12 protein-coding genes are annotated in these 22,649 nt (G+C 63.3%); 6 read left to right on the plus strand and 6 right to left on the minus strand.

The window, feature by feature from the left end; genetic code table 11:
• Positions 1 to 352 precede the first annotated feature (352 nt).
• Together GE027_RS18555 and GE027_RS18560 are read left to right on the plus strand one after the other, a co-directional pair.
• A complete protein-coding gene (locus GE027_RS18555) occupies positions 353 to 1,921 on the plus strand; it encodes a glycerol-3-phosphate dehydrogenase/oxidase (protein WP_237607647.1) in 1,569 nt (522 codons plus the stop codon).
• Between the two features lie 23 nt (positions 1,922 to 1,944).
• On the plus strand, positions 1,945 to 2,691 hold the full coding sequence (locus GE027_RS18560; protein ID WP_153558719.1) for an MIP/aquaporin family protein: 747 nt from the start codon (positions 1,945 to 1,947) through the stop codon (positions 2,689 to 2,691).
• A gap of 286 nt (positions 2,692 to 2,977) precedes the next feature.
• Here GE027_RS18560 and GE027_RS18565 read toward each other — a convergent pair whose 3' ends face one another.
• Together GE027_RS18565 and GE027_RS18570 are read right to left on the minus strand one after the other, a co-directional pair.
• Positions 2,978 to 6,940: a serine/threonine protein kinase gene (locus GE027_RS18565; RefSeq protein WP_153558720.1), complete on the minus strand. Its 3,963-nt coding sequence runs from the start codon at positions 6,938 to 6,940 to the stop codon at positions 2,978 to 2,980.
• 124 nt (positions 6,941 to 7,064) lie between these two features.
• Positions 7,065 to 7,712, minus strand: coding sequence for an RNA polymerase sigma factor (locus tag GE027_RS18570; RefSeq protein ID WP_153558721.1), 648 nt, complete (start codon positions 7,710 to 7,712; stop codon positions 7,065 to 7,067).
• Positions 7,713 to 7,935: 223 nt separating this feature from the next.
• On the opposite strand from GE027_RS18570, the gene GE027_RS18575 reads away from it, so the two are divergent.
• Positions 7,936 to 10,062: a sodium:solute symporter family protein gene (locus GE027_RS18575; RefSeq protein WP_162006813.1), complete on the plus strand. Its 2,127-nt coding sequence runs from the start codon at positions 7,936 to 7,938 to the stop codon at positions 10,060 to 10,062.
• A 184-nt stretch (positions 10,063 to 10,246) separates the two neighbouring features.
• Here GE027_RS18575 and GE027_RS18580 read toward each other — a convergent pair whose 3' ends face one another.
• Positions 10,247 to 11,857: a sulfatase family protein gene (locus GE027_RS18580; RefSeq protein WP_237607649.1), complete on the minus strand. Its 1,611-nt coding sequence runs from the start codon at positions 11,855 to 11,857 to the stop codon at positions 10,247 to 10,249.
• A gap of 526 nt (positions 11,858 to 12,383) precedes the next feature.
• On the opposite strand from GE027_RS18580, the gene GE027_RS18585 reads away from it, so the two are divergent.
• Entirely contained in the window at positions 12,384 to 13,727 is a 1,344-nt protein-coding gene (locus GE027_RS18585) for a Gfo/Idh/MocA family oxidoreductase (protein WP_153558723.1), read from the plus strand.
• Here GE027_RS18585 and GE027_RS18590 read toward each other — a convergent pair.
• From GE027_RS18590 to GE027_RS18600, 3 genes are all read right to left on the minus strand, one after another.
• Positions 13,694 to 14,863 (minus strand): SGNH/GDSL hydrolase family protein, encoded by a 1,170-nt coding sequence (locus tag GE027_RS18590; protein WP_202617465.1) that lies wholly within the window; start codon positions 14,861 to 14,863, stop codon positions 13,694 to 13,696. The two genes, GE027_RS18585 and GE027_RS18590, sit on opposite strands and share 34 nt — an antisense overlap.
• A gap of 140 nt (positions 14,864 to 15,003) precedes the next feature.
• Positions 15,004 to 15,696 (minus strand): hypothetical protein, encoded by a 693-nt coding sequence (locus GE027_RS18595; RefSeq protein ID WP_153558724.1) that lies wholly within the window; start codon positions 15,694 to 15,696, stop codon positions 15,004 to 15,006.
• A gap of 453 nt (positions 15,697 to 16,149) precedes the next feature.
• Positions 16,150 to 16,755 carry a hypothetical protein gene (locus GE027_RS18600; RefSeq protein WP_153558725.1) on the minus strand — a complete coding sequence of 202 codons (606 nt, stop codon included), beginning with the start codon at positions 16,753 to 16,755 and terminating at the stop codon, positions 16,150 to 16,152.
• Positions 16,756 to 17,060: 305 nt separating this feature from the next.
• Here GE027_RS18600 and GE027_RS18605 point away from each other — a divergent pair, with 305 nt between their 5' ends.
• Positions 17,061 to 18,494: a sulfatase family protein gene (locus GE027_RS18605; RefSeq protein WP_153558726.1), complete on the plus strand. Its 1,434-nt coding sequence runs from the start codon at positions 17,061 to 17,063 to the stop codon at positions 18,492 to 18,494.
• A 749-nt stretch (positions 18,495 to 19,243) separates the two neighbouring features.
• Positions 19,244 to 22,366: a DUF7133 domain-containing protein gene (locus tag GE027_RS18610; RefSeq protein WP_237607651.1), complete on the plus strand. Its 3,123-nt coding sequence runs from the start codon at positions 19,244 to 19,246 to the stop codon at positions 22,364 to 22,366.
• Positions 22,367 to 22,649 lie beyond the last annotated feature (283 nt).

Genomic DNA, 22,649 nt, shown 5'->3' on the forward strand with positions numbered 1-22,649 from the left:
ACCTTCACACACCGGGCGGCTTGCGCCGCTCCGCTAACGCTTCAATCGCAAGCGATGGTGAAAGTAGATGGCATTGGGCGCGAGCCCGTGGCTACATCCTGCCGTCCCTTCGGGACTCCTTCATCTCGCTATTGAGCCACTCCCAGATCTCCACCAGTTCCTCAAGCCGATCCGGGTGAGTTCCCGAGCCTCGGGCAGGCTTTGTCGAAGTTCGCGTTGCCGAACGGGTTATGGCGGTGCACGAGCGGGGCGGCGATGTTAAGCTTGTGCCCTCGGGCCGGTGTCGGACCGGTTGCTGGGGTTTGCGGTACCCAACCTGACTTGTCGATTCACCGCGCCGGAGGTTCTACGCGTGCTGACCAAACGAAGCCAAGCCCTCGAGCGAGTTGCCGCCCGAGAAACGCCCTGGGACCTGGTCGTCATCGGCGGCGGGGCGACCGGCGTGGGCATCGCGATGGATGCCGCCAGCCGGGGCATCGACGTGTTGTTGCTGGAACAGTCCGACTTTGGCAAAGGCACCTCCAGCCGCAGCACGAAACTGGTTCACGGCGGCGTGCGGTACCTGCAGCAAGGCAATCTCACCCTGGTCCGCGACGCCCTGCACGAACGCACGCGGCTGCGGAAAAACGCGCCGCATCTGGTGCACGACATGCCGTTTCTGATCCCCTGTCGCAGCCGCTGGCAACGGTTCTACTACGGCGCGGGCCTGAAGGTGTATGACCTATTGGCCGGACGCAATTCGTTTGGTCGCTCGCACGGCATTTCCGGACCCAAGACGGCCCAGCGGCTGCCGACACTGCGTCCCGCACAGTACCGCGGCGGCGTGATCTACCACGACGGCCAGTTCGACGACACGCGGCTGTTGATCAACATGGCTCAAACGGCCGATGAACACGGCGCGACCCTGCTGAATTACTTTCCCGTAACGGGCCTGATCAAGGACGACCAAAACAAGGTCGCCGGCGTGCAGGCGGTGGACCAGGAAACCGGTGAAACGTTGGAGATCGCCGCGCGCTGTGTGGTCAACGCGGCGGGACCGTTCTGCGACGACGTGCGGCGGATGGACGAGGCCGACTGTCAACCGATGCTGGCGGCCAGCCAAGGCGTGCACATCGTCCTGCCCCGTTCGTTCTTTCCCGGCGACACGGCCTTGATCGTCCCGGAAACCTCCGATGGACGCGTCCTGTTCATGATCCCCTGGCACGACCATGTCGTCGTTGGCACGACCGACACGCCAATCGAAAATGTAGAACTGGAGCCCTCGGCCCAGGAGCAGGAAATTCAGTTTCTGCTGGACACGACCGCCGAGTTCCTTTCCGAGGTGCCCAGGCGAACCGATGTGTTGAGCGTGTTTGTTGGGATCCGGCCCTTGGTCAAAGGCGACAAATCCGCGCGGACCGCCTCCCTGTCCCGCGACCATGTGATCCGGGCCTCGGACTCGGGGTTGTTGACCATCACCGGTGGCAAATGGACGACCGTGCGCAAGATGGCCGAGGACTGTGTGGACCGGGTGATCGAGCAGACGGGGGTGTCGGCCGGCTCCTGTCAAACCAAACAGTTGCCGATCCACGGCGCGACCGAATCGTTGCCCTCGGGTCCGCGAGCGTACTACGGAGCCGATCTGGCCGAATTAAAATTGCTGGAAAAGGAACAACCGGCGTGGGCCGAGCCCTTGCATCCGGCGCTGCCGGTGTGCCCCGCGGACGTGGTCTGGGCGGTACGCAATGAGGCGGCTCGGACCGTCGAGGACGTGCTGGCTCGGCGCACACGCAGCTTGTTCCTAAATTCTCCCGTGGCCGTCGAGATCGCTCCCGCGGTCGCCCGGTTGATGGCTGGCGAACTGGATCGGGACCCCGCCTGGTGTGACGAACAAGTTGCCCAGTTCAAGGCCACCGCGAAACACTTCCTGATGCACAATTAGATTTCTGATCGAGGACCCTGCGTATGTCGCCGTTTGTGGCTGAGTTCATCGGAACCATGATGTTGATCCTGTTTGGCAACGGCGTGGTCGCCAACGTCGTGTTAGCGCGTACCAAGGGGCACGGCGGCGGCTGGATCGTGATCACCGCGGGCTGGGGCATCGCCGTGTTTGTCGGCGCGTTCTGTGCAGGCGATTTCAGCGGCGCTCATATCAATCCGGCCGTCACCGTGGCGATGCTGTTGGCCGAAAAGATCCCGGTGATGGCGGCCCTGAGTTATCTGGTCGCACAGATGGCCGGCGCGATGACCGGCGGCGCATTGGTGTACCTGTTCTACCGCGAGCACTTCGGTCTGTCCGAGGACGCGGACGCCAAGCTGGCTTGTTTCTGTACGGCACCGAACGTCCGCAAGTTGCCGCAAGCGTTGTTCTGCGAGGTGGTGGGCACGTTCGCGTTGATCCTGCCGATCTTTTTGATCGTCACGCCCAGCTTGATGATGGGCGAGACGCCAGCGGACACCGACCCGAGACTGGGGCTGGGATCGCTGGGATACTTGACGGTCGCGCTGTTGGTCTTCGGTATCGGCCTCTCGCTGGGCGGGACGACCGGTTACGCGATCAATCCGGCTCGCGACCTGGGGCCGCGGATCGTGCACGCCCTGTTGCCGGTGCCGGGCAAACGCGACAGCGATTGGAGTTACGCCTGGGTTCCGGTGGTCGGCCCGGTCATCGGCGCCGCCCTGGCCGCTCTGACGTACCGGTTGATCGCGTAAGCCGGGGACGTGACCGGCTGTCGATTTATTGAGCCGTTTAGGCGATAAGCACGTCGGCAGGAATCTCTCGGCAAAACCCTGAGAGTTCGACTCTCCCGGAGAAGACTCGTTAATGGCTTCTTGCCGATCAAAAACTCGTCAGAAACAAGATCACTTTCTCCCCTCTCCCCGCCGGCCTGGGCAAGCACCACTTGCCCAAACCGGCGGGGAGAGGGGAGCAAATATTGGAATAGCGGTTCTAGGCCCGAGGCACTCGCTTGCGGCTCAGTTCGCTCGAACCACAGGATCAAAACAACCCGCCGGTGGTCGCGGGGCCGCCTTGCTGCGAATGCTTCTCGGTCCACCGCTCTTTCAAAATAGGGATGGCCTTTTTAATGGTTTCAAGCAACGCCTGCGGAGCACCACCCTCGAGCCCTTCGAGCCTGCCTTTCCAGTCGAGCAGTGCCGGCATTGCTCGATCGCTCAGTTCGTCCTGGGCGACGATTCGCTCGACCGCTCGCTGCCAGTACTCCACGTGCGGGACCAGTGTCCAGTGCGTCGCATTGGGATCGTAGGGTCCTCCGCCGCTGATGGGCCCGCCGTGGAAGGACATCTCGGTAATCCGGCCGAGCAGCTGTTCGGCCAGCTGGAGGTGGTGGTCCGGATACGCTTCGGCCACCTGCTCCAGCAGAGCATTCATCGAACGATCCATCTGAAGGATCGCGGCATGCGTTGCCGAGGCGATCACAAAGTCGGCGTCCAGTTGAAAGCGGTCTTCGGTGCGGTTCGCCAGCGCGTAGGCCAGAAAGTCATAGTTCGGCAACCAGACCGGGCGTGACACACCGTTGCTCATGCCCTGTCCGCCGTCGATGACGGTCAGCGTGCCATCGACCCATTGGCGATAGCGTTTCTGATAATCCTCCAGACGCTGGGCGATCGGTGCGGCGATCCAATCAGGCGTTTGGTCGGGACCGAGGTGCTGCGAGGCCAACTGCATCGCTAGGGATACGGCTGTGTCCACGGCCAGGGTGTGGATCCGGTCTGCCGGACGCTGTTCGAGCGACTGAACCGTTTTCTCCAGCCCGGTGAGTAATCGCTGCAGCAATTGCTGGTCGGCCGCCAGGTGTTGATGCAGGCGTCCCTGTTTCTCGTTACGGGAGATCCCCGGTTGCTCCCCTAGGTACGGACCCTTTTCCGTTGCCAACACGAACAGAGCTGCCAGGCGACTGTTGAGGTTTCCCTCATGCAGTTCGGCGACCAGCAATGGCAGGCCCGGATCGGGCATGTATTGTGGAAATGTCTCCACGAAATCACCCATAAAGACTCCGGACGGGTCTTGATTACTGGAACCCGCACCGAACCCGCGACTGCCGATCACGTATCCCCCCAGCTCCCGGGCTTTCATTAGCGTCACCCTTGCGGCGTCCCCACGCCGGTCCGTACCACGCGAAAGGATTTCCGCCGCGTTCATCGCGTCGGCGATGCGGTCGACGTCCTGTTCGCGTCGGAGCAGGTCCAGCCAGTAGCTCAGCGGCTGGCCTTGGTAAACGCGGTTGTCGGCTGGGGACGCATCGCTGGGGGCGCTCGCCGTGTAAGGCGAACCAGAAGAGGATAGGGAAGGATCGGTTTTCATCTCGCCACCTTCTTGCTCCGTGGGTGGCTTACCGTCCGAGCGCTGCTGAAGGACGTAAAGTGCTTGGTCAATCGCTGCGAGCAGCTCTTGGGCAACACCGCTATCGCGCTTTTGTAACCTTTCTTTGGCATGTATCATCGCCGTCAGTGCGCGATCGGTCAGTTCGCGTTCGGCGACGATTCGTTCGATTGCCTGCATCCAGTAAACGGTATGAGAAGACAGGCGTCTGGGATCGGAGGCCGATACATCAAATTGCTCGTGATATAGCGATACATCAAATTGCTCGTGATATAGATGCATCGCTGGAAGCGATTCTAATAATTGCTCAGCCAGTTCGCGTTCATGCTCGGGGTAGACTGCTGCCACCGTCTTCAACAGCTCACCCATATCGCGATCGGCCTGAAAGAAGTGATGATTGGCGGCAGACGCGATTGCAAAGTCAGCATCTAAGCGAAAGCGGTCCTCTTCCTGGTGTCGGAGAGCAAAAGCCAGATAGTCATAGGTCGGCAGCCAACTGGGACGATTGGCTGCCAGGGGCGATTTGTATTCTGTCGATCGGTTGTAGCGTTGCTGGTTTTCCTGCAAACGCGAAGCGATCGGTGCGGCTGTCCAATCGGGTATCTGATCGGGGCCGAGGTGAGTAGATGCTAGGTGCACAGCCAAAGAAACGGCCATTTCCACAGCCAGGGTATGGACCCGGTCTTCCGGGCGGTCCTGCAGCGACTGGACCGTTTTCTCCAGCCCGCCGAGCAGCTCCTGCAGTTGTTGCTTGTCGGATGCCGAGAGTCTTTGTGAATCGCGTGTTTCCGTCCCGCTGCGATTCGTGCTCGCCGTCAGCTCGGAGCGGAAAAGCGTTTGAGCAGGGACCAAAACCGCTAGAGTCGCCAAGCGGCTATTGTGGTTTCCTTCGTGCAGTTCGGTAATCAACAACGTCAGGCCTGGATCAGGTAGGTAACGCCGGAATAACACACGAAAATCACCCATGAAAGCCCGCGACGGATCGCTGCTAAGACCGATCACGAACCCGCCGAGTTCTCGAGCTTTTAATAGCGTTGCTTCCGCAGCGTCAACACGCTGGTCTGTGCCACGAGAGAGCATTTCCACCGCGTTCATCGCCTCGGCAAACTGTTCCACGTCCTGCTCGCGCCGGAGCAAGTCCAGCCAGTAACTCAGCGGCTGGCCTTGGTAGACGCGGTTGTCGGCCCCGTTGTCGGCGGCGACGGACGTTCCGAGCTGACCGCCGGCGGCTTGGGAGAGTTCGACCGTGGTTTCGCCATCGCGCACGGACACGACCGCGTTGGCGTCGTCTCCCTCGATGGTCACGTCGCCGTGCTCGGTTTGCAGCTTGATAACGAAGCCGGCCAGCAGGACCAGCAGCGGCAGGCCGCCGGCGAGCATCCAGCGTCGCAGACGTGGTCGCTCCGGCGGGGCGGCAACGGCGCGGGCCGGCGTCGGCATCCAAGACGGTGGCTCGAGGTTCTCGCCGGCCGGTTCGCTGTGCTGAGCATGACGGACCAATCGCTTCAGTTTGGCATCAGCCGCGAACGGCTTTAAACGCTCGGCAACCTCAGCGGCCGTGGGACGGCTCGCTGCGTCGTGGTCGAGCATCTCGCCCACCAGCGTCGACACCTCTTCAGGGCAGTCGCCGCGCAGGCGGTCCACCGGCGGGGGGCTCTGCTGGGTGATCGCCAAGACTTGACTGGCCAGTCCCCGCTGGGCCGGATGGGGCGTGCGGCCGCACAGCAATCGGTACAGCGTGGCCCCGAGTGCATACACGTCGGCGGCTTGCGAAACGCTACGGCTGTCCAGCAGCTGTTCCGGCGGCATGTAGGGCATCGTGCCCATCAGGTGGCCCACGGTCGTCAGCCGGTCGTCGCTGCCCAGCGGATCATCGCCGGCCAGAACCAACCCCAGATCCAACAGCTTGACCGTGCCGCCCTGACACAGCATGAGATTGGATGGTTTGATGTCGCGGTGGATCAGGTCGTGCTGGTGGACATACGCCAAGCCTAACGCGGCCTGATGCACGATCCCGCAGGCATCGGCCACGGGTAATTGCGACAGCGTGCTGGCCACGCGGCCGACGTCCATGCCCTGCAGATACTCCATCACCAAAAAGTGCCAACCGTTTTCGTGGCCGGCGTCGGTGGCACGGACGATGTGCGGGTGTTCCAAAGCCGCCACCGTAACCATCTCGCGATCGAAACGCCGCAGCCAATCCGCGTCGCTGGCACGGTGACGCGGCAGGAACTTGATCGCGCATTTGCGGTTCAAGCGTTGATGCATCGCCAGGCACACCGCGGCCATCCCGCCCTGGCCAAGCGTCCCGAGCAGCTTGTAGGGGCCCAGCTGCATCGATTCCTCGAGCGGTCCGATCCGATCCGCCGGCGGGCTTTGACGCACCAGGTTGCCGATCGCCAGCTCGCACTCCGAATCCACCGCGAGGGACGGTTCGGCCGGCAGCGACCACGAGGTGCTGGCGACGTTTTCCGAATCCAATCCTTCGATCCGCTCGCGGCATTCGTGGCAGCTGTCGACGTGCTGGATCAGCGAATCGGACTGGTCGGGCGACAGCCGGCCGTCGACGAGCGCCTGCATTTGCGCTGCGGTCAAGCATTGCGTCGTGGTTGCGATCATGGTCTGGTTCTCTGCGGTACGAGGTGCGACGTGGCGAGGCGGTACGAACCGCTGTCACCGTGAGCACTTCACACAACGGCGCGATTGGACAGGCCGGCGAAAAAAAGCGACTTTTTCTCGTCGGTCAGAGCAAATCCTTCAGTTCTCGCTGCAAACGCTCCAGGACCCGCGTGCGGGCTTTGTAAACCGCCCAGCGGCTGACCTGCATCTCCTGGGCAACGTCGCCGGCTGGCCGGCCGATGACGGTCGTTTCCCAAAACATCTGCCAGCTGCGCGGTTCGATCGATTGACGCAGGCACTGCAGCGCCCGCCAGCGGAGCAACTGGGAATCCTCGTCGACGGCACTGGGTGGCTGCGGCGCGGCGGCTGGCGAGTCGTCGGTTGCGGGGCCGTCGGCTGTAGGGATGTCGGTTGCGGGGATGTCGTCGAGTTTTCTCCGGGCCACGCTGCCGTCCAGCTCCTGACGCTGGCTCTGGCGGCGCTGCAGGTCACGCATTTTGTTGCGAGCGATCGTCCATAACCACCCGCGGAAGCTGGCGTCAGCCGCCGAGTGATCGAAGCGGTGCAGCGCTCCGGAAACGGCCAGGAACGTGTCCTGCATCACGTCCGCCGCGTCGGCCGGTTGCAGTCCACAGCGGCGGATCCAGCGATAGACGATCGGTCCGTAGATCTGGACCAGGTACTGCCAGGCCTGCGGGCCCCCGCCGGCAGCGCGAGCCAACAGCGACGGGTGGGTGGAGGGCTCGTCCTGTCGTGCTTGCGGGTGGATCATCGGCGGCAGGGAGAGAGAAAAGCTGACGAGCGCATTTGCAGGTTCGTGCTGGTTCTGCATGATAACCGATCGCCGGGCGAGGCGAATGGAAGGCGGTTTACCGGGGGGAGGGTTTGAAAGTGGCCGCGTGTTCGATCATGATCGGGCCCTGGTGTACGCCCTCTCCGGGCCTGAGAGCCCGACTCTCCCAGAGGGAGAGTGTTGCTTCAGGAAGCCATCGAATATGACAACGATTGATTACGCGGTGCTGGTCGGCTACTTCCTGGTCATGATTGGGATCGGGTTGTGGGCGATGCGGCGGGTGCGCGACCAGGAAGGTTACTTCATGGGCAACCGCGGCTTTGGCAAACTGCTGCAGACCTTCGCGGCCTTTGGCGCGGGCACCGGCGCCCACGAACCGGTGCAGGTGGGCAGCACGGCGTGGAGCAGCGGGTTGAGCGGCGTGTGGTCGGCCCTGATGTGGTTGTTCGTCACGCCGGTGTACTGGATCACGGCCGTGTGGTACCGCCGCATGCGTCACCTGACGCTCGGCGATTGGTTCGTCGAGCGGTACGAGTCGCGGGCACTGGGAGCCGCGTACACGGCGTTCGCGATCGTCTTCTACATGGTTTATCTGTCGACCATGTTTTCGGCGATCGCCGCGTTCGCCGTGCCGCTGTTGGGCTTCGAAACCGGACTGTTCGGATGGGAGCTGAAGTACACGTTGGTCCCGGCGATCGCCGTGGTCGTGGTGTTGTACGGGGTGCTGGGCGGATTGACCGCCGCCTACTGGACCGATTTGATTCAGGGCCTGTTCATTATTCTGTTGTCGGTGCTGCTGATCCCCTATGGCCTGTGGGCGCTGGCCGCACGCTTTGGCGGCGAAGGCCAACGAGGCTTGATGGACGGCTTTCGGATCATGCACCAGCGGGTCTCCGAAGACCACTTCAGTTTGTTCGCCGGACCGAGCAGCGGCGAGTTTCCGATTCAGTACATCGTTTCGCTGACGTTGTTGGCGATGATCGGGATCGTCGTCCAACCGCACTTCATCGCCACCGGCGGCGGGTCGGCCAAGACCGAAGACGAGGCCCGGATCGGTCTGGTCGTGGGTAATTTTCTCAAGCGACTGTGCACCGCCGGCTGGGCGCTGACCGCTTTGATCGCGTTGGCCCTGCTGGCCGGCAGTGCCGAAATCGCGGCCAACCCGGACCGCGTCTGGGGTGTGGCCGCTCGCGAGATCCTGGGACCGCTGAACCTGGGACTGGTCGGATTGATGTTGGCCTGCCTGCTGGCCGCGATGATGAGCAGCGCCGATACCTACATGATCGTGACTTCGGGTCTGGTGGTGCGAAACGTGTACGCCGCGTACATGAATCCCAACGCCGACGAGCGTACGTACGTTCGCGTGGGGCGTTTGACGGGGCTGGTGATCATCGTCGGCGCGGCCACGTTCGCGCTGTTGATCGGCGACGTGTTCGCTCAGTTCAAGATGGCGATGGAGTTGCCCATTCTGTTCGCCGCACCGTTCTGGCTTGGGATGTACTGGCGGCGCGTCAACCGCTACGCCGTGTGGGGCACCATCCTGTTCTCGTTGTTGGTGTTCTTCATCTTGCCCGTGGCCGTTCCGCTGGCCAACCCCGGTTTGCGTTCGGAGCCCGCGCTGTCGACGACCACCAACGTGGTCGAGAAAACGTTCGAGCGGCCGGCCACCGCGGCCGATGTGGCTCGCTACGAAGCCTGGCTCGAAACGGGCGGCGACGACGGTTCACGCCGCACCGGCACGGCTCCACCAGAGGCCGTCCTGGGCGAACCGATCACCATCACGATGGTCAGCGGCGGTCAGGGAATCTACTGGCGCGAGGGCACGCGTCCGGTGGGCCGGCAGGAACGCAAATTGGTCGACGCTTGGACCACCGACGAGGGCGATGTGCGCGTGTACCGGCAGGAAGGTCTGAAGTACGGCGTCGGCTCGTTGAACGTCGACCTGTTGATGTACTCGGCCATGGGAATCGATCTATCGGGTGTTTCCAAAGCGACGCTGGAAACGCTCCGCTTGCCGCCCCGGTTGCTGATGCCCTTCCTGGTCCTGTTGCTGCTCAGCTACATCACGCCGCGCGGTCATCTGGATGCGTTGACGCGGTTCTACGCCAAGATGAACACGCCCGTGTTGGCGGACCCCGAGGCCGATCGGTTGGCCCTGGAGCGAGCGTATGGCAAACCGTTCTCGTCATCCCGGCGCAAATTGTTCCCGGCGTCGGACTGGGAGTTCGTCAAACCGACGGTGAAAGACGTCGTCGGATTTCTCGCCGCCTGTGCGGTGTGCGTCATCATCGTCGGCTTGCTGATGTTCATCGCCAACATCGGCAGCTAGGTTTTGAGCCGTTTGGGCGATAGCCCCGGTTTGTTAGTTTATTGTTGGGTGTGTCGGAAACGGCGATCCCCCTCACCCCCGGCCCCTCTCCCCCGAATCTTGACTCGCTTAGGCTCGCCAGGATTCGGGGGAGAGGGGAGAAAACGATTTCAATTTGGGGAACCGGGGCTGTCGCCCAAACGGCTCAGGGAACCGGGGACAGTGTCAACGCGGCGGGTTCGGCGTCTTTGGCGATGCGGCCCACGGGGCGTTGACCTCGTCCGGGCCGGCCGCGATCGCCGAGCTCCTCGCGCGCCTGCTCGGCCCGCCGCTGCAGGCTCGCCACAACGTCCGGGTGCTGGGCTGCGACGTTGTGCTCGCAAGCGATGTCCTCGACCACGTTGAACAGCAGCGGCTGTGGCGGAGTGCGGGCATCGAAGTGCGGATGCCGCGACGCCTTCACCGGCAGGAACAATTTCCACGGCCCGCTGCGCACCGCTTGCAGTTGATCCTGGGCGTAGTAGTAAAACGCCTCGTAGGGCGACTCGCCGGGGACCGCATCGTACAGCAGCCCCGAGATGTCATGACCATCGATGATTCGGCGCCGGTCTGCCCCGTTGTCACCGCCTGAGAGCTTTGTGCCACCAGTCGCACGTTTCCTTTCATCGGCTGGAAGATTTCCGCCGTCACGCGGTAGATTTCTCTCGCCTAGTGATAGATTCTTCTCATCGGCTGGCAGACGCCGGTCCGCCAGGGCGGCGAGGGTGGGCAGCAGGTCCATGGTCGTGCACAGCGAATCACAGACGGTTCCCGCCGGAACGCGACCCGGCTGCCAAGCGATCGTGGGCACGCGGAAGGCACCTTCGCTGGTCGTGTAGCCGCGGCCGTGTAGGGGCCTGTTGGAACCGCGGCGTGGGTCCTCGGGATCGCGGGCCAGCGGGGCGCCGTTGTCGCTCGTCCAGATCACCAACGTGTTTTCGGCCAAGCCGAGTTTGCGCAGCTGCTGCAGCATCACGCCCAGCGACCAGTCCAGTTCTTCGACGGCGTCGCCCCAGGGACCGTTTCGGCTGCGGCCTTTGAATTCGGGGCTGGCAAACGGCTTGGACGTGCTGCCGGGCATGGCTTGCGGAAAGTACAGAAAGAACGGCCGGTCGCGATTCGCTTCGACCCACTGCATGGCTCGCTCGGTATAGCGCCGGGTCAAGCCGTCGCGGTCGCAGGGAGCTTCGATCACGCTCTCGTTTTCCATCAGCGGCAGCGGCGGCCACTCGGAGCCGTCGGTCCAGGTGCGCTGCGTCATGTCGTCGGAATAGGGCACGCCGAAGAACCAGTCGAAGCCGTGGCGGGTGGGCAGGAATGGAGGTTGGTCGCCCAGATGCCACTTGCCGACGATGGCGGTGGCGTAGCCGCGTTGTTTGAGCGCTTCGGCGATGGTTTCTTCCTGAGGATGCAGGCCATAGGGCGAGACGGGGCGGAGGACCCAGCCGTCGCGGGGATTGGTGTGCAGGCCGACTCGCTGGGAGTAGCAGCCCGTCATCAGGCTCGCGCGTGAGGGCGTGCAGACGCCGGCGGTGACGCAGAAGTGCGTGAACTTGCGGCCTTCGCGAGCCATGCGATTGAGGTTCGGAGTGCGATGCAGGCGAGAGCCAAACGGTTCGATGTCGCCATAGCCCAGGTTGTCGCAAAAGATCACGATGAAGTTCGGCGGCCGATCCGCCGCCGGCGCGTTCGAGGCGGCGGATAGGAGGCCGAGCAGCGTGGCGAGGAATACGGCGAGCGGCAGCGTAGCGCGAACGCGGGGGCGGGCATGGTTCATGGCGATTGGGCGGTGGGAAGCGAGAGGCGAGCGATAGTGTAGGGAGCGGTTCCCGCCGCCATTCTAAGCAGGAGGCAGGGATGATTTGGGAAAATTATTGTATCTCGACGTTTGCCCTCTCTCTGCCGGCCCTGGCCAAGATCCACTTACCCAGGATGGGCGGAAGGGAGCCGGGGGAAGGGAGCTCCGGTGCATTTGTATGACTTCTTGCACCGGATGAAATGGCCGCTTTCGGAGTCGGCTGTACGGAACGACGATACCGTGTTGCCGCAGTCCATGGAGCGATTGTGCTGGACGGTTTGCAGTGCTGCGTTGCATTCCCCCTCACCCCCGGCCCCTCTCCCCCGAAGCCTGACTCGCTTAGGCTCGCCAGGCTTCGGGGGAGAGGGGAGTAAAAAGGTTTTTAACATAGATTTTGGCGGAGTCATAAAGGTTGCGGGCAAAGTGCGGCAACCGGTGGTGGTTTGGGTTAGAATCGGTGCCCTTCCCTTTGCTTTGTTTTTCCCGCCTGTACGGAATCCTGCCCATGGTCGCTTCGCCAGATCGTCGTTCCTTCCTGAAAACCGCCGCCGTTGCCGGGACCGCTTTGGCCCTGCCGGCGCTACAGTATTCCCGCGTTTACGGTGCCAACAGCCGGATGGGCATCGCCAGTGTCGGCACCGGCGGCAAAGGCTGGAGCGACCTGCTGGGCGTCGCGGCCAGTCCGCACGTTGAGGTCGTCGCGCTGTGCGACATCGACAGTTCCAAAGAACACCTCGGCCGCGCCGCCGAGCGTTATCCGGCGGCCCGGCAGTACGCCGACTGGCGCAAACTGCTGGATGAGTCCCAGGACATCCAGGGCGTGCTGGTTTCAACGCCCGACTTCATGCACGCGCCGATTTCGATGGCGGCGATGCATCAGAAGATGCACGTCTTCTGTCAGAAGCCGCTGACGCATTCGGTGCATGAAGCTCGTCAGATGCGTTTGGCCGCGGCCAAGTACGACGCGGTCACGCAGATGTGCAATCAGATTCAATCGCATTCGGCGTACCGAACAGCCGTCCGCCGCGTGCACGAAGGCGTGATCGGCAAGGTCAAATCGGTTCACGCTTGGCAGGGCGGCAACCCCCGCTGGCCACGGCACCTGGCTCGGCCGACCGGCAGCGATCCGGTGCCCAGCCACGTCGACTGGGATCTGTGGCAGGGCGTCGCCCCGCGGCGACCCTACAAGGCAGACATGTACCACGCGTTCCGCTGGCGCGGCTGGCAGGACTATGGCACCGGGCAACTGGGCGATTTCGGTTGCCACATCCTGGACCCGGTCTTCAAAGCTTTACAGCTGACCGCGCCAACCAAACTGGTTGCCGAGGCGCCGGCGATGTATCCCGAGTCGTGGACCGATTGGGCGACCGTGCGGTACGTCTTTCCCGGCACGCAGTACACCGCGGCCGACACGATCCCCGTCACCTGGTACGACGGCGTCGACGTGCGGCCGCCGCGTGAAGCCCTGGGCGATGTGCCCCAGGACTACAAACTGCCCGGAGCCGGGTCGGTGTTGGTCGGTGAGAAAGGTTCGATGGTCATCCCGCACTACGCCCAACCCGTGATGTTCCCCGAAGAGCGTTTCGCGTCGCAGGATTTGCCGGTCGTCGAAAGCGTGAACCACTACACTCAGTGGGCCGACGCGTGCCGCGGTGAGGGCAAAACGACGTCGCACTTCGACTACGCCGGACCGCTGACCGAAACGGTTCTGCTGGGAACCATCGCGGTCCGTTTTGCCGGTCAACCGCTCGAGTGGAACGCCGACGCGGCGCAGGTCACCAACCTTCCGCCGGCCGACGCCTATGTCCGCAAGGCTTACCGGCCCGGCTGGGAACCCACCTGGGTGTAAGCCGCGCGTAGCACGGGTTCGAACGCGTCGGCCTGACGCATGAAGCCCAGGTCGTTGGCGTGGGAGCCGTCGGTCGCTCCCTCGCCGTCGCGGCCGTACAGGTGGTCGCCGGGGATGTAGTGCAGCCCGCCGACGCCCTCGTCGACCAATTGCTGGTAGGCGGCTTTCAAGGCCGCGTGATTGCGCGTGTGGTGCTCATGCCGCGCGGGCAGGATCCAGTCGTTGGTGTTGCGTCGATCCTCGACCAACACGATGGGCGTATCGGGGCGAGCGGCCCGCAGCTGGCGGACCAGCGGGACGCATTTGGTCGACACCGCTTCGGCGTTCATGTTGGGCAGACAATCGATGACGTACATGGCGGCATCGACCTGGGCCAGGTACTCGCCGACCGCCTTGTCCATGCGGCCGTTACCCGAAAAACCCAGGTTCGCCACCGGGTGGTCGAAGCGGCGGCCGAGGATCGCCGTGTGGACCATCCCGGGCCGGCTGGCACAGGCCCCGTGCGTGATGCTGGTTCCGTAGAACACGATGGGTTTGCCGCGGGGGGCCAAGCCTTCGAAGTGGCTTCCCGGCGGGACCCCGATGCTCATGAATTCCACGCCGTTGTACAGCGGCAGGTAGGCGGCGTATTCACGGAGGCCCGGCGCCAGTCCGCTGACCAGCTGCGTCTTCACTTCCTGGGATCCCGGCCGTGCCACCTGCACCCAGCGCCAGTCGCCGGCGGCGTTGCGAGCGTACAGGTCGACGCCGCTGACCCCCGTGGCCGGCATGTGAACCATCGAAAGGTTGCTCTTGCGCAGCTTGTAATGCACGTGCAGGGTGGTCGCGTCGGTTTTGAACCGCACCATCATGCCGGCGCTATCGCGGCTGAGGTTCCAGACGTTGCTGGTCACATGGCCTTCGGCCGCCGCAGGCAGCCGATCGAACCAACGCTCGCGCGGCTGGTCCGGCAAGATGCGGCCTTCCACGCCCCACTGCGTCACGTCGTACCACTCGAGGCCGTCGGCAGACTTGCTGCTCAGCCGCATCTCCGGATCGAGCTCGCCGATGGCGACGTCTTGCGCGAAGACCGATGCGTGCGGAAACGCGAGTACGGCCAGAGAACAAACAAAGAAGTTGCGGAGCACGGGGAGCATTAGCGGAGCCTCGGTCAGGGTGATTCAGTCACGCCCGGTCGACGGGAATTATCACGAACGTGATCCGGGCGGACTCATTCTAACCACTCAGCCTCGGTGGCTGGGACGCCGGCGTGATGCCGTTCTGGAAACGGTTCGCTTTAGAAACCGAAGGTGATCCGCGAGCTGCCGCCGCCGATGGAGAACGAACGGCGACCACGTCGAACGTCGTGGCCGCGGTCGAAGCGGTGGCGGTCAAAGCTGTGGGCATCGAAGCGGTGGCGATCGAAGCCAGGGTTGTACCCGCCCCAGCGGCTCCGGTGCGAGTCGACATGGGGATGGACGACCGGTGGGTCGACGATGATCGGCTGCGGCACCACGATTCGTCCGCTGTGATGACGGGCCGTGCCGGAGAGCGTCCGCAGGTCTTCCTGCAAGTGATGCAGGTCGTCTTCGATCGCATGCAGCAGACTCCATACATGTTCGGTATGACCGTGCACATGCCCATGACCGTGTCGCGAATGACGTTCGATCGATTCGATCAAGTCCTCCAAGTGATGGAAGCGGCGATCCAGCGAGGCGACATCGGCCTGCATGTGGTGCAGGCTGCCGTGATGGTGAGCGAGCTCGTGCAGGTGGTCGGCCAAGCGTTCCAGGTCGCGAGCGTCCGACAGCAGGTGCCGGTACTCGTGGGTGTGCCGGTAGTGCCGGGTTTCCGGGATCAGGCGGCGGGCATTTCCGGCGATCCGCAGGGCCAACTGGTCGATGTGTTCGTAGGTGTCAGCCTGAGCGGTGGACAGCGAGCCGGTGGTCAGGAGCGTCAGGGTCAGCAGCGATTTTGTCAGCCAAGTCATGTCAGCAATTCCTGTGCGGGGGGAGGAGCCGATGGGCCCCGTCGTGGGACCTGTTCAGCACTCCTATCAAGGTGCAGCGATCATGCCAAAGCGGGAGTCACAACGTCGGAGCGAGCGCAACTCGTTTGCCGAAGGTAGTTTGCAGATAATCTGTCGCGGCGATCCGCATTTCTGTAGCGCCATCAGATTGATGTCGTAACGCCAGGAAGCTGTCGTCGATTTGACAACTGATCCGAGTCTAGCCCTCCGGCGGCGGATGTGTCCATCAGCCGCTGGCGCGCTAGCGTCCGGTTCTGTGGTTTGGCGCCTGCCGCAACGCGCTGAATCGCGAAGCGCCGACCTGGGATTGGCATCCCAGGCTATCGACGGTCGTTGCTTCGCAACTGGCGATTCTCTTGCGAGCCCCCAATAGTAGCTCGGCTGTCCTCAGCCGAGTCACGATCGAACCGCGGGCTAGCGTTCGGCGGGGATGGTCGTGGGGGTGTCGCAGACGTCCGACGGCTTGATGATCGCGGCGATCGCCAGGCCGGCCAGGAACCAGCCGACGATCACGTCCAGGACGAACATGGCCGTGTAGTGCGCCGGAAACCACATCCAATTGAAGTACGCGACGTGTCCCATCAAGGCCAGGAAGACGCCGAAGCCGCTGACAAAACCCACTCGCTGCAGGTACGTCTTGCAGCAGCAACCGCCGGCGGCACAGCACAGCAGCGTGGCGACGATTGAGGCGCCCAGAAAGTCGGTCAAAAAACCGAGCAGCATCGTGGTCGGCGGCATCGGCGGGCCACCTTCGCGATGAACGAACAAGGTAAAAATCGGACCTTGCTGATGCCGCTGACGGTATTCCGATGCGGGATCCATCATCGCTTCGCTGCTGCCGTAGGGGACGACGTACACGCCGGTGTCCAAGTCCTGGGCGATGACCGCGTCGCGGATCGTATCCTCGTCGACCAAGGGGCCGACCGTCGGGCCGTGAATGGGCAATACCATCCAGGCCAGCAGCTGCCAAACGTAATAGATGACGGCGCCGGCGAGACCCGCCAAGACAATGCGTTTCATCGGATTGAATTCCCGGTTGCTAGAAGAGCGGTGGATTCAGTGAGCCATGCGTTTACGGCTGGATCGCCAGTCCGTTAAGCACGTCGCAACATTTCATTCGGCTTTACTCTCTCAGTGGGAGAGTAAAGCCGAATGAAATGTTGCGACGTGCTTAATCTTCACTGATCGCACACCAAGGAAAATCTCCTGCTGAGATTTGCGTTTGTCGCGTTTGCCGCGTCATCGGCCCCGCAGCGTCGCCGCGGGGATTAGAATGAAACGCCTTGCGCCGCCCTTCACCCCGCCCTGCTTTCACCGGAATTGCTATGCCTGTGTCTCGCTCCTGTGCACTGTCCTGCGCCTTGTTGTGGGCGATTGCATTCGTCGGTTTGGTGCCCGCGGTTGCCGCAGAGCGGCCCAACGTTCTGATCATCATCGCCGACGACTGCACCTTCAGCGACTTGCCGCTGTACGGTGGCCAGAACGCCCAGACGCCGAACATCGATCGCTTGGCCGCCGAAGGGTTGACGTTCAATCGAGCGTACCTGAGCGAGGCGATGTGCCAGCCGTGTCGTTCGGAGCTGTACACCGGACAGTACCCGATGCGCAACGGCTGCGCCTGGAACCATTCGGCCAGCCGACCCGATACGATCAGCATGCCGCAGCGGCTAGAGCGGGCCGGCTACCGGGTCGGACTGGCCGGCAAGGTGCACGTGAAACCGCGTGCGGTCTATCCGTTTGAAAGGGTAGCCGGGTTCGATCCGAACTGCGTGCGCGACCCGACGCGCACCTGCGACCTGCAACCCGCCGCTGAGTTCGTCGCTGGCGACGATCCGTTCGCCCTGGTGGTGGCCTTGGTCGAACCGCACGTGCCATGGGTGATGGGCGACGCCTCGCAGTACCCGCCGGATCAATTGCGTCTGCCTCCGCACCTGGCCGACACCAAGCTGACGCGGGAAGCCTTCTCGCGATACCTGGCCGAGATCACCTACATGGATGGCCAAGTCGGACAGATCCTCGAGATGCTCGAGCAGAGTGGCAAGGCGGACGAGACGCTGGTGTTGTTTACGTCCGAGCAGGGCTCGCAGTTTCCCGGATGCAAATGGACCAACTGGGACACCGGCGTGCACACCGCCTTGGTAGCTCGCTGGCCGGGGCGCGTGCCCGCCGGCCGGCGAACCGACGCCATCGTCCAGTACGCCGACGTGCTGCCCACGCTGATGGAACTGGCCGGACTCTCGCCCTCTGCCGACGCCCCGCCGATCGATGGACAGAGTTTCGTCGAGGTGCTGTTGGGACAGACCGATACCGCGCGGCGTTATGCTTACGGCCTGCACAACAATCTTCCCGAAGGACCGCCCTACCCCGTGCGGACGATCACCGACGGCCAGTACCGGTTGATCCGCAACCTGACGCCCGAGGAGCTGTACATCGAGCGGCATTTGATGGGCATCCAGGGCAACGGAAAATTGAACAACCCCTACTGGCAGTCCTGGGTCGGTCAGGCCAGCGAGGATGCCAACACGTATCGGCTGACCCGCCGCTACATGCGACGTCCGGCCGTGCAGCTTTATCATACGGCCGAGGATCCCCACGAGATGACCAACCTCGCGGACCAGCCGGAAATGGCGGAGAAACTAGCCGAGCTGAATCGCGAACTGGATCGCTGGATGACCGCTCAGGGCGATCCCGGCATCCCGCAGGACACCCTTCGGTCGCTGGAAGCCGCCCGCCGCGGTGAGCACCGGTTTGTGCCGTAGGTTAGTTGTTAGTTGTTAGTTGTTAGTTGTTGGTTGTTAGTTGTTAGTTGTTAGTTGTTAGTTGTTGGTTGTTGGTTGTTGGTTGTTAGTTGTTAGTTGTTGGTTGTTGGTTGTTGGTTGTTGGTTGTTAGTTGTTAGTTGTTAGTTGTTAGTTCATCGTGCTCGTGCTCGTGCTCGTGCTCGTGCTCGTGCTCGTGCTCGTGCTCGTTTGTTCGTGGTTGGGCATAAACGGCGTGGCGTTCCAGGCGTTTGCGCCGGAGGCCCCCTCACCCCCGACCCCTCTCCCCCGCAGCTTCACTCGCTGACGCTCGCGGCGCCGCGGGGGAGAGGGGGGAAGTGTTGCGCAGGAATGTTGTTCTCTTAACCACCAACACACCAACACACCAACACACCAACACACCAACACACCAACACACCAACACACCAACACACCAACCACCAACCACCAACCACCAACCACCAACCACCAACACACCAACCACCAACCACCAACCACCAACCACCAACACACCAACCACCAACACACCAACACACCAACACACCAACACACCAACACACCAACACACCAACCACCAACCACCAACCAACAACCAACAACCAACAACCAACAACCAACAACTAACAACTAACAACCAACAACCTGCTTCCCCTCCTTGCCCATCCTCCCGCCTTGGTGCTGTATGTGTATTCCCTTCTTTCGGTCTGATTGCCTTCGACGGTTTCTCGCGTCGCCGGCAGGCTGGCTGAGCGTGTTGTGCGTCCTGGTCGCTTTATCGCCGGCCTTGGCCCAGCAACCGTCGTCGCGTGATCCGTCCGAGCTGCCCGCGGGCAACGAGGAAGTGGCTCGCGTGATGCGCGAGTTCAAAGGACGCGGCGAAGTGGGAGACGACTCCCTGCCGGCCACCCCCATGGAAACGCTTCGGCGGTTGTCCGTGCCCGACGACCTGCAGGTGGAGCTGGTCGCTTCCGAACCCGAGATCGCTCAACCGCTGCACGTCAGCTTCGACTTCAAGGGCCGGATGTGGGTCGTGCAGTACCTGCAGTATCCCTTTCCGGCGGGACTGAAAATCGTTCGCTACGACCAACACCTCCGCGCCGTCTTCGACCGCGTCCCCGAAGCCCCGCCGAACCACGTTCCGGGCGAGGACCGGGTGACGGTGTTCGAGGACACCAATGGCGACGGCGATTACGACTCGCACCGCGACGTGATCACGGGCCTGAATATTGCGACCAGCGTGGCCGTCACCCCGGAAGGCATCTGGGTGATGAACCCGCCCTACCTGCTGTTCTATCCCGATGCGGACCAGGACGCCGTGATCGACGGCCCGCCGACGGTGCATCTGAGCGGCTTTGGGCTGGAGGACACGCACTCGGTGGCCAACAGTATCCGCATGGGGCCCGACGGATGGTTGTACGGCGTCAACGGCAGTACGACCACGGCAGCGGTCCGAGCTCCGCTGGCCGAAGATCCCCAGGCCGTCACGCCGTTTCGCGGCCAGTGTGTGTGGCGCTACCACCCGACCGGCCACCGGTTCGAAATCTTTGCCGAGGGCGGCGGCAATACGTTTGGACTGGAGATCACCGACACCGGACTGACGTTCTCCGGGACCAATGCCGGCAGCACGCGAGGCATGTTCTATCCGCAGGGCAGCTACGGGCAGAAGAGCTGGGGCAAGCACGGGCCGCTGACCAATCCCTATGCCTTTGGTTTCTTTCGGCACATGCGCTTCGAAGGCGACACGCGTCGCTTTACGCAGTCGTTCGTGGTTTATCAGGACGACGTGCTGCCGCCGCGTTACCGCGACCAGATCATCGCCATCAACCCGCTGCAGCGCTGCGTCGTCAGCAGCCACCTGCAGGAGGATACATCGACGTTCCGCACCGAGGATTTCGAGCAGACCATCGAAACCGACGACCGCTGGTTCCGCCCGGTGAATATCGCCGTGGGTCCCGATGGCGGGGTGTACTTGGCCGACTGGTACGACACGCGGTTGACGCACGTCGACCCCCGCGACAACTGGCACAAGTCCAGCGGCCGGATCTACCGCGTGCGGCCAGCCGATACAGAGGTTGACCAGCAGACCCAGGCGGCGGACGCGTCCGGCCCCTCCTCGGCGGCACAGCCGATCGCTTCTCGAACGCGTTTCGATCTGACGGCTTTGGACCGAGCGGACCTGTTGGCGGTGCTGTCGCATCCCAGCCGCACGATCCGCTTCGCCGGTTTGGATGTGTTGGCAACGCGCGTCGACGAGGGCCTGGACGGCGAGCTTCAACGCATCCTCGACGACGCGTCCGACCCCCGTCGACTGGAGGCCCTGTGGACGCTCAGCCGCCGTGGAGCCTTGCGCGACGGGGCCCTGTTGGGCTTGTTGTCCGCCGAGCAATCCGACGCCGACCTGCGGCGCTGGGCCATCCGCCTGATCGGTGACCGACGTTCGGCGACCGGCGACCAAGCGGCCGCGTTGGTCGCGTTGGCCAAACACGAAACCGATCCCCGCGTCCGCTCGCAGTTGGCTTCGAGCGCCGCGCGGTTGCCTTCGCAAACCGCCTTGCCGGTGATCGATGCGATGCTTCGCCGCGGCGAAGATCTGGAAGACCTGCATCTGCCGTTGTTGGTCTGGTGGGCTCTGGAGCGTCACTGCGCTTCCGCCCCGGACGCCGTGGTCGATCTGTTCGAGGATCCGTCGCTGTGGTCCCAGCCGCTGGTCCAGGAGATCGTCGCCGGCCGGTTGATGCGTCGGTTTGCGGCGGCGGGAGAAGCGGCCGACTTCGAGGCCTGTGCGGCCCTGATGCGGCGGGCGCCGGACCTGGCGTCCCAGGAACGGTTGATGCGTGGCTTTGAAGAAGCCTTTGTCGGCCGAGCGGTCGAGGCCCTGCCGGAGGGTTTGCGCGAACAGATCGCGGAGTATCGCGCCCAGCGGCCCGAGTCGGATCTGCCGCTGCGGCTGCGTCAGGGCGAAGCCGAAGCGGTGAAGTTGGCTCTGCGGCACATCGCCGATACGGCCCGATTGCCGGGCGAGCGGATCCGCTTGATCGAGACTCTGGGAGAAACCCGTCCACCGGCCGCCGTCGGTGCGCTTCGCAGCCGCTTGACCGGAGATCCCTCGGTAGCCGTGCGCCGGGCCGCCCTGCAGGCGCTCAGCCGGTACGAAGACCCCGGCCTCGGAGCCGCGATCGCGTCGGCCTACCACCACGCCATGGACGACAGCAGCAACCTGCGGGAGATCGCCATCCGGGTGCTGGCCAGCCGCCCGGCCTGGGCGGATGCTCTGCTGAATGAGATCGCCGCGGCCCGGATCGCTGCCGAACGCGTGCCGCCGGACGTGGTGATGCAGATGCGCACCCTGGAGGATCCGACGCTGGACGAGCGGCTGGAGCAGCACTGGGGGACGCTGCGGGCGACACCCGAAGCCAAGCAGCGGCAGATCGCGCAGGTCCAGCAGTGGTTGGCCGCCGGCGGCAGCGGACGACTCGACCACGGCGGTAAACTGTACCAGCAGCACTGCGGCAAATGCCACACGCTGCTGGGCGAAGGCGGCAAGGTGGGGCCGGATCTGACCGGATACGAACGCACCAACCTGGCCTTCCTGGCTCATGCCATCGTGGATCCCTCGGCGGCGATTCGCGAAGAGTTCACGAACTACCGAATTTTGACCGTCGACGGACAAGTTTTAACGGGGCTGTTGGAGGATCAGACGCCCCAAACCTACGTGTTAAGGACCGCAGAAGGGCAAGCGGTCACGATTGCTCGCGACGACGTCGAACAACTCGACGCTTCTGCGGTGTCTTTGATGCCTGAAAATCTATTATCCTCATTGTCGCCTCAAGACGTCCGCGATCTGTTCGCGTTCTTGATGCGGCCCGCGAAGTGAGCGCAGCCCGTAGCGGAAGCCGCCAGACTTTGGGCCGGTGCGCTTGCCGCGCTGGTTAGAGTCTGGGGGGGGGGGGGAGCGTTGGAGTCCAGCCTTTAGGCGATGCCGGTTTGCGTACCGCAGCGGCTCGAGCCGGGATTCCGGTGCTGCCCCCTCCAAAGTCTGGTGACCTCGGCTACGAGCGTAGTGGCTACTTTCGGCGGAGCGAAAGGCGACACTCTCCAAAGTCTGGTGACTTCGGCTACGAGCGTGGTGGCTACTTTCGGCGGAGCGAAAGGCGACA

This window comes from Roseimaritima sediminicola, assembly GCF_009618275.1.
GTDB lineage: Bacteria > Planctomycetota > Planctomycetia > Pirellulales > Pirellulaceae > Roseimaritima > Roseimaritima sediminicola.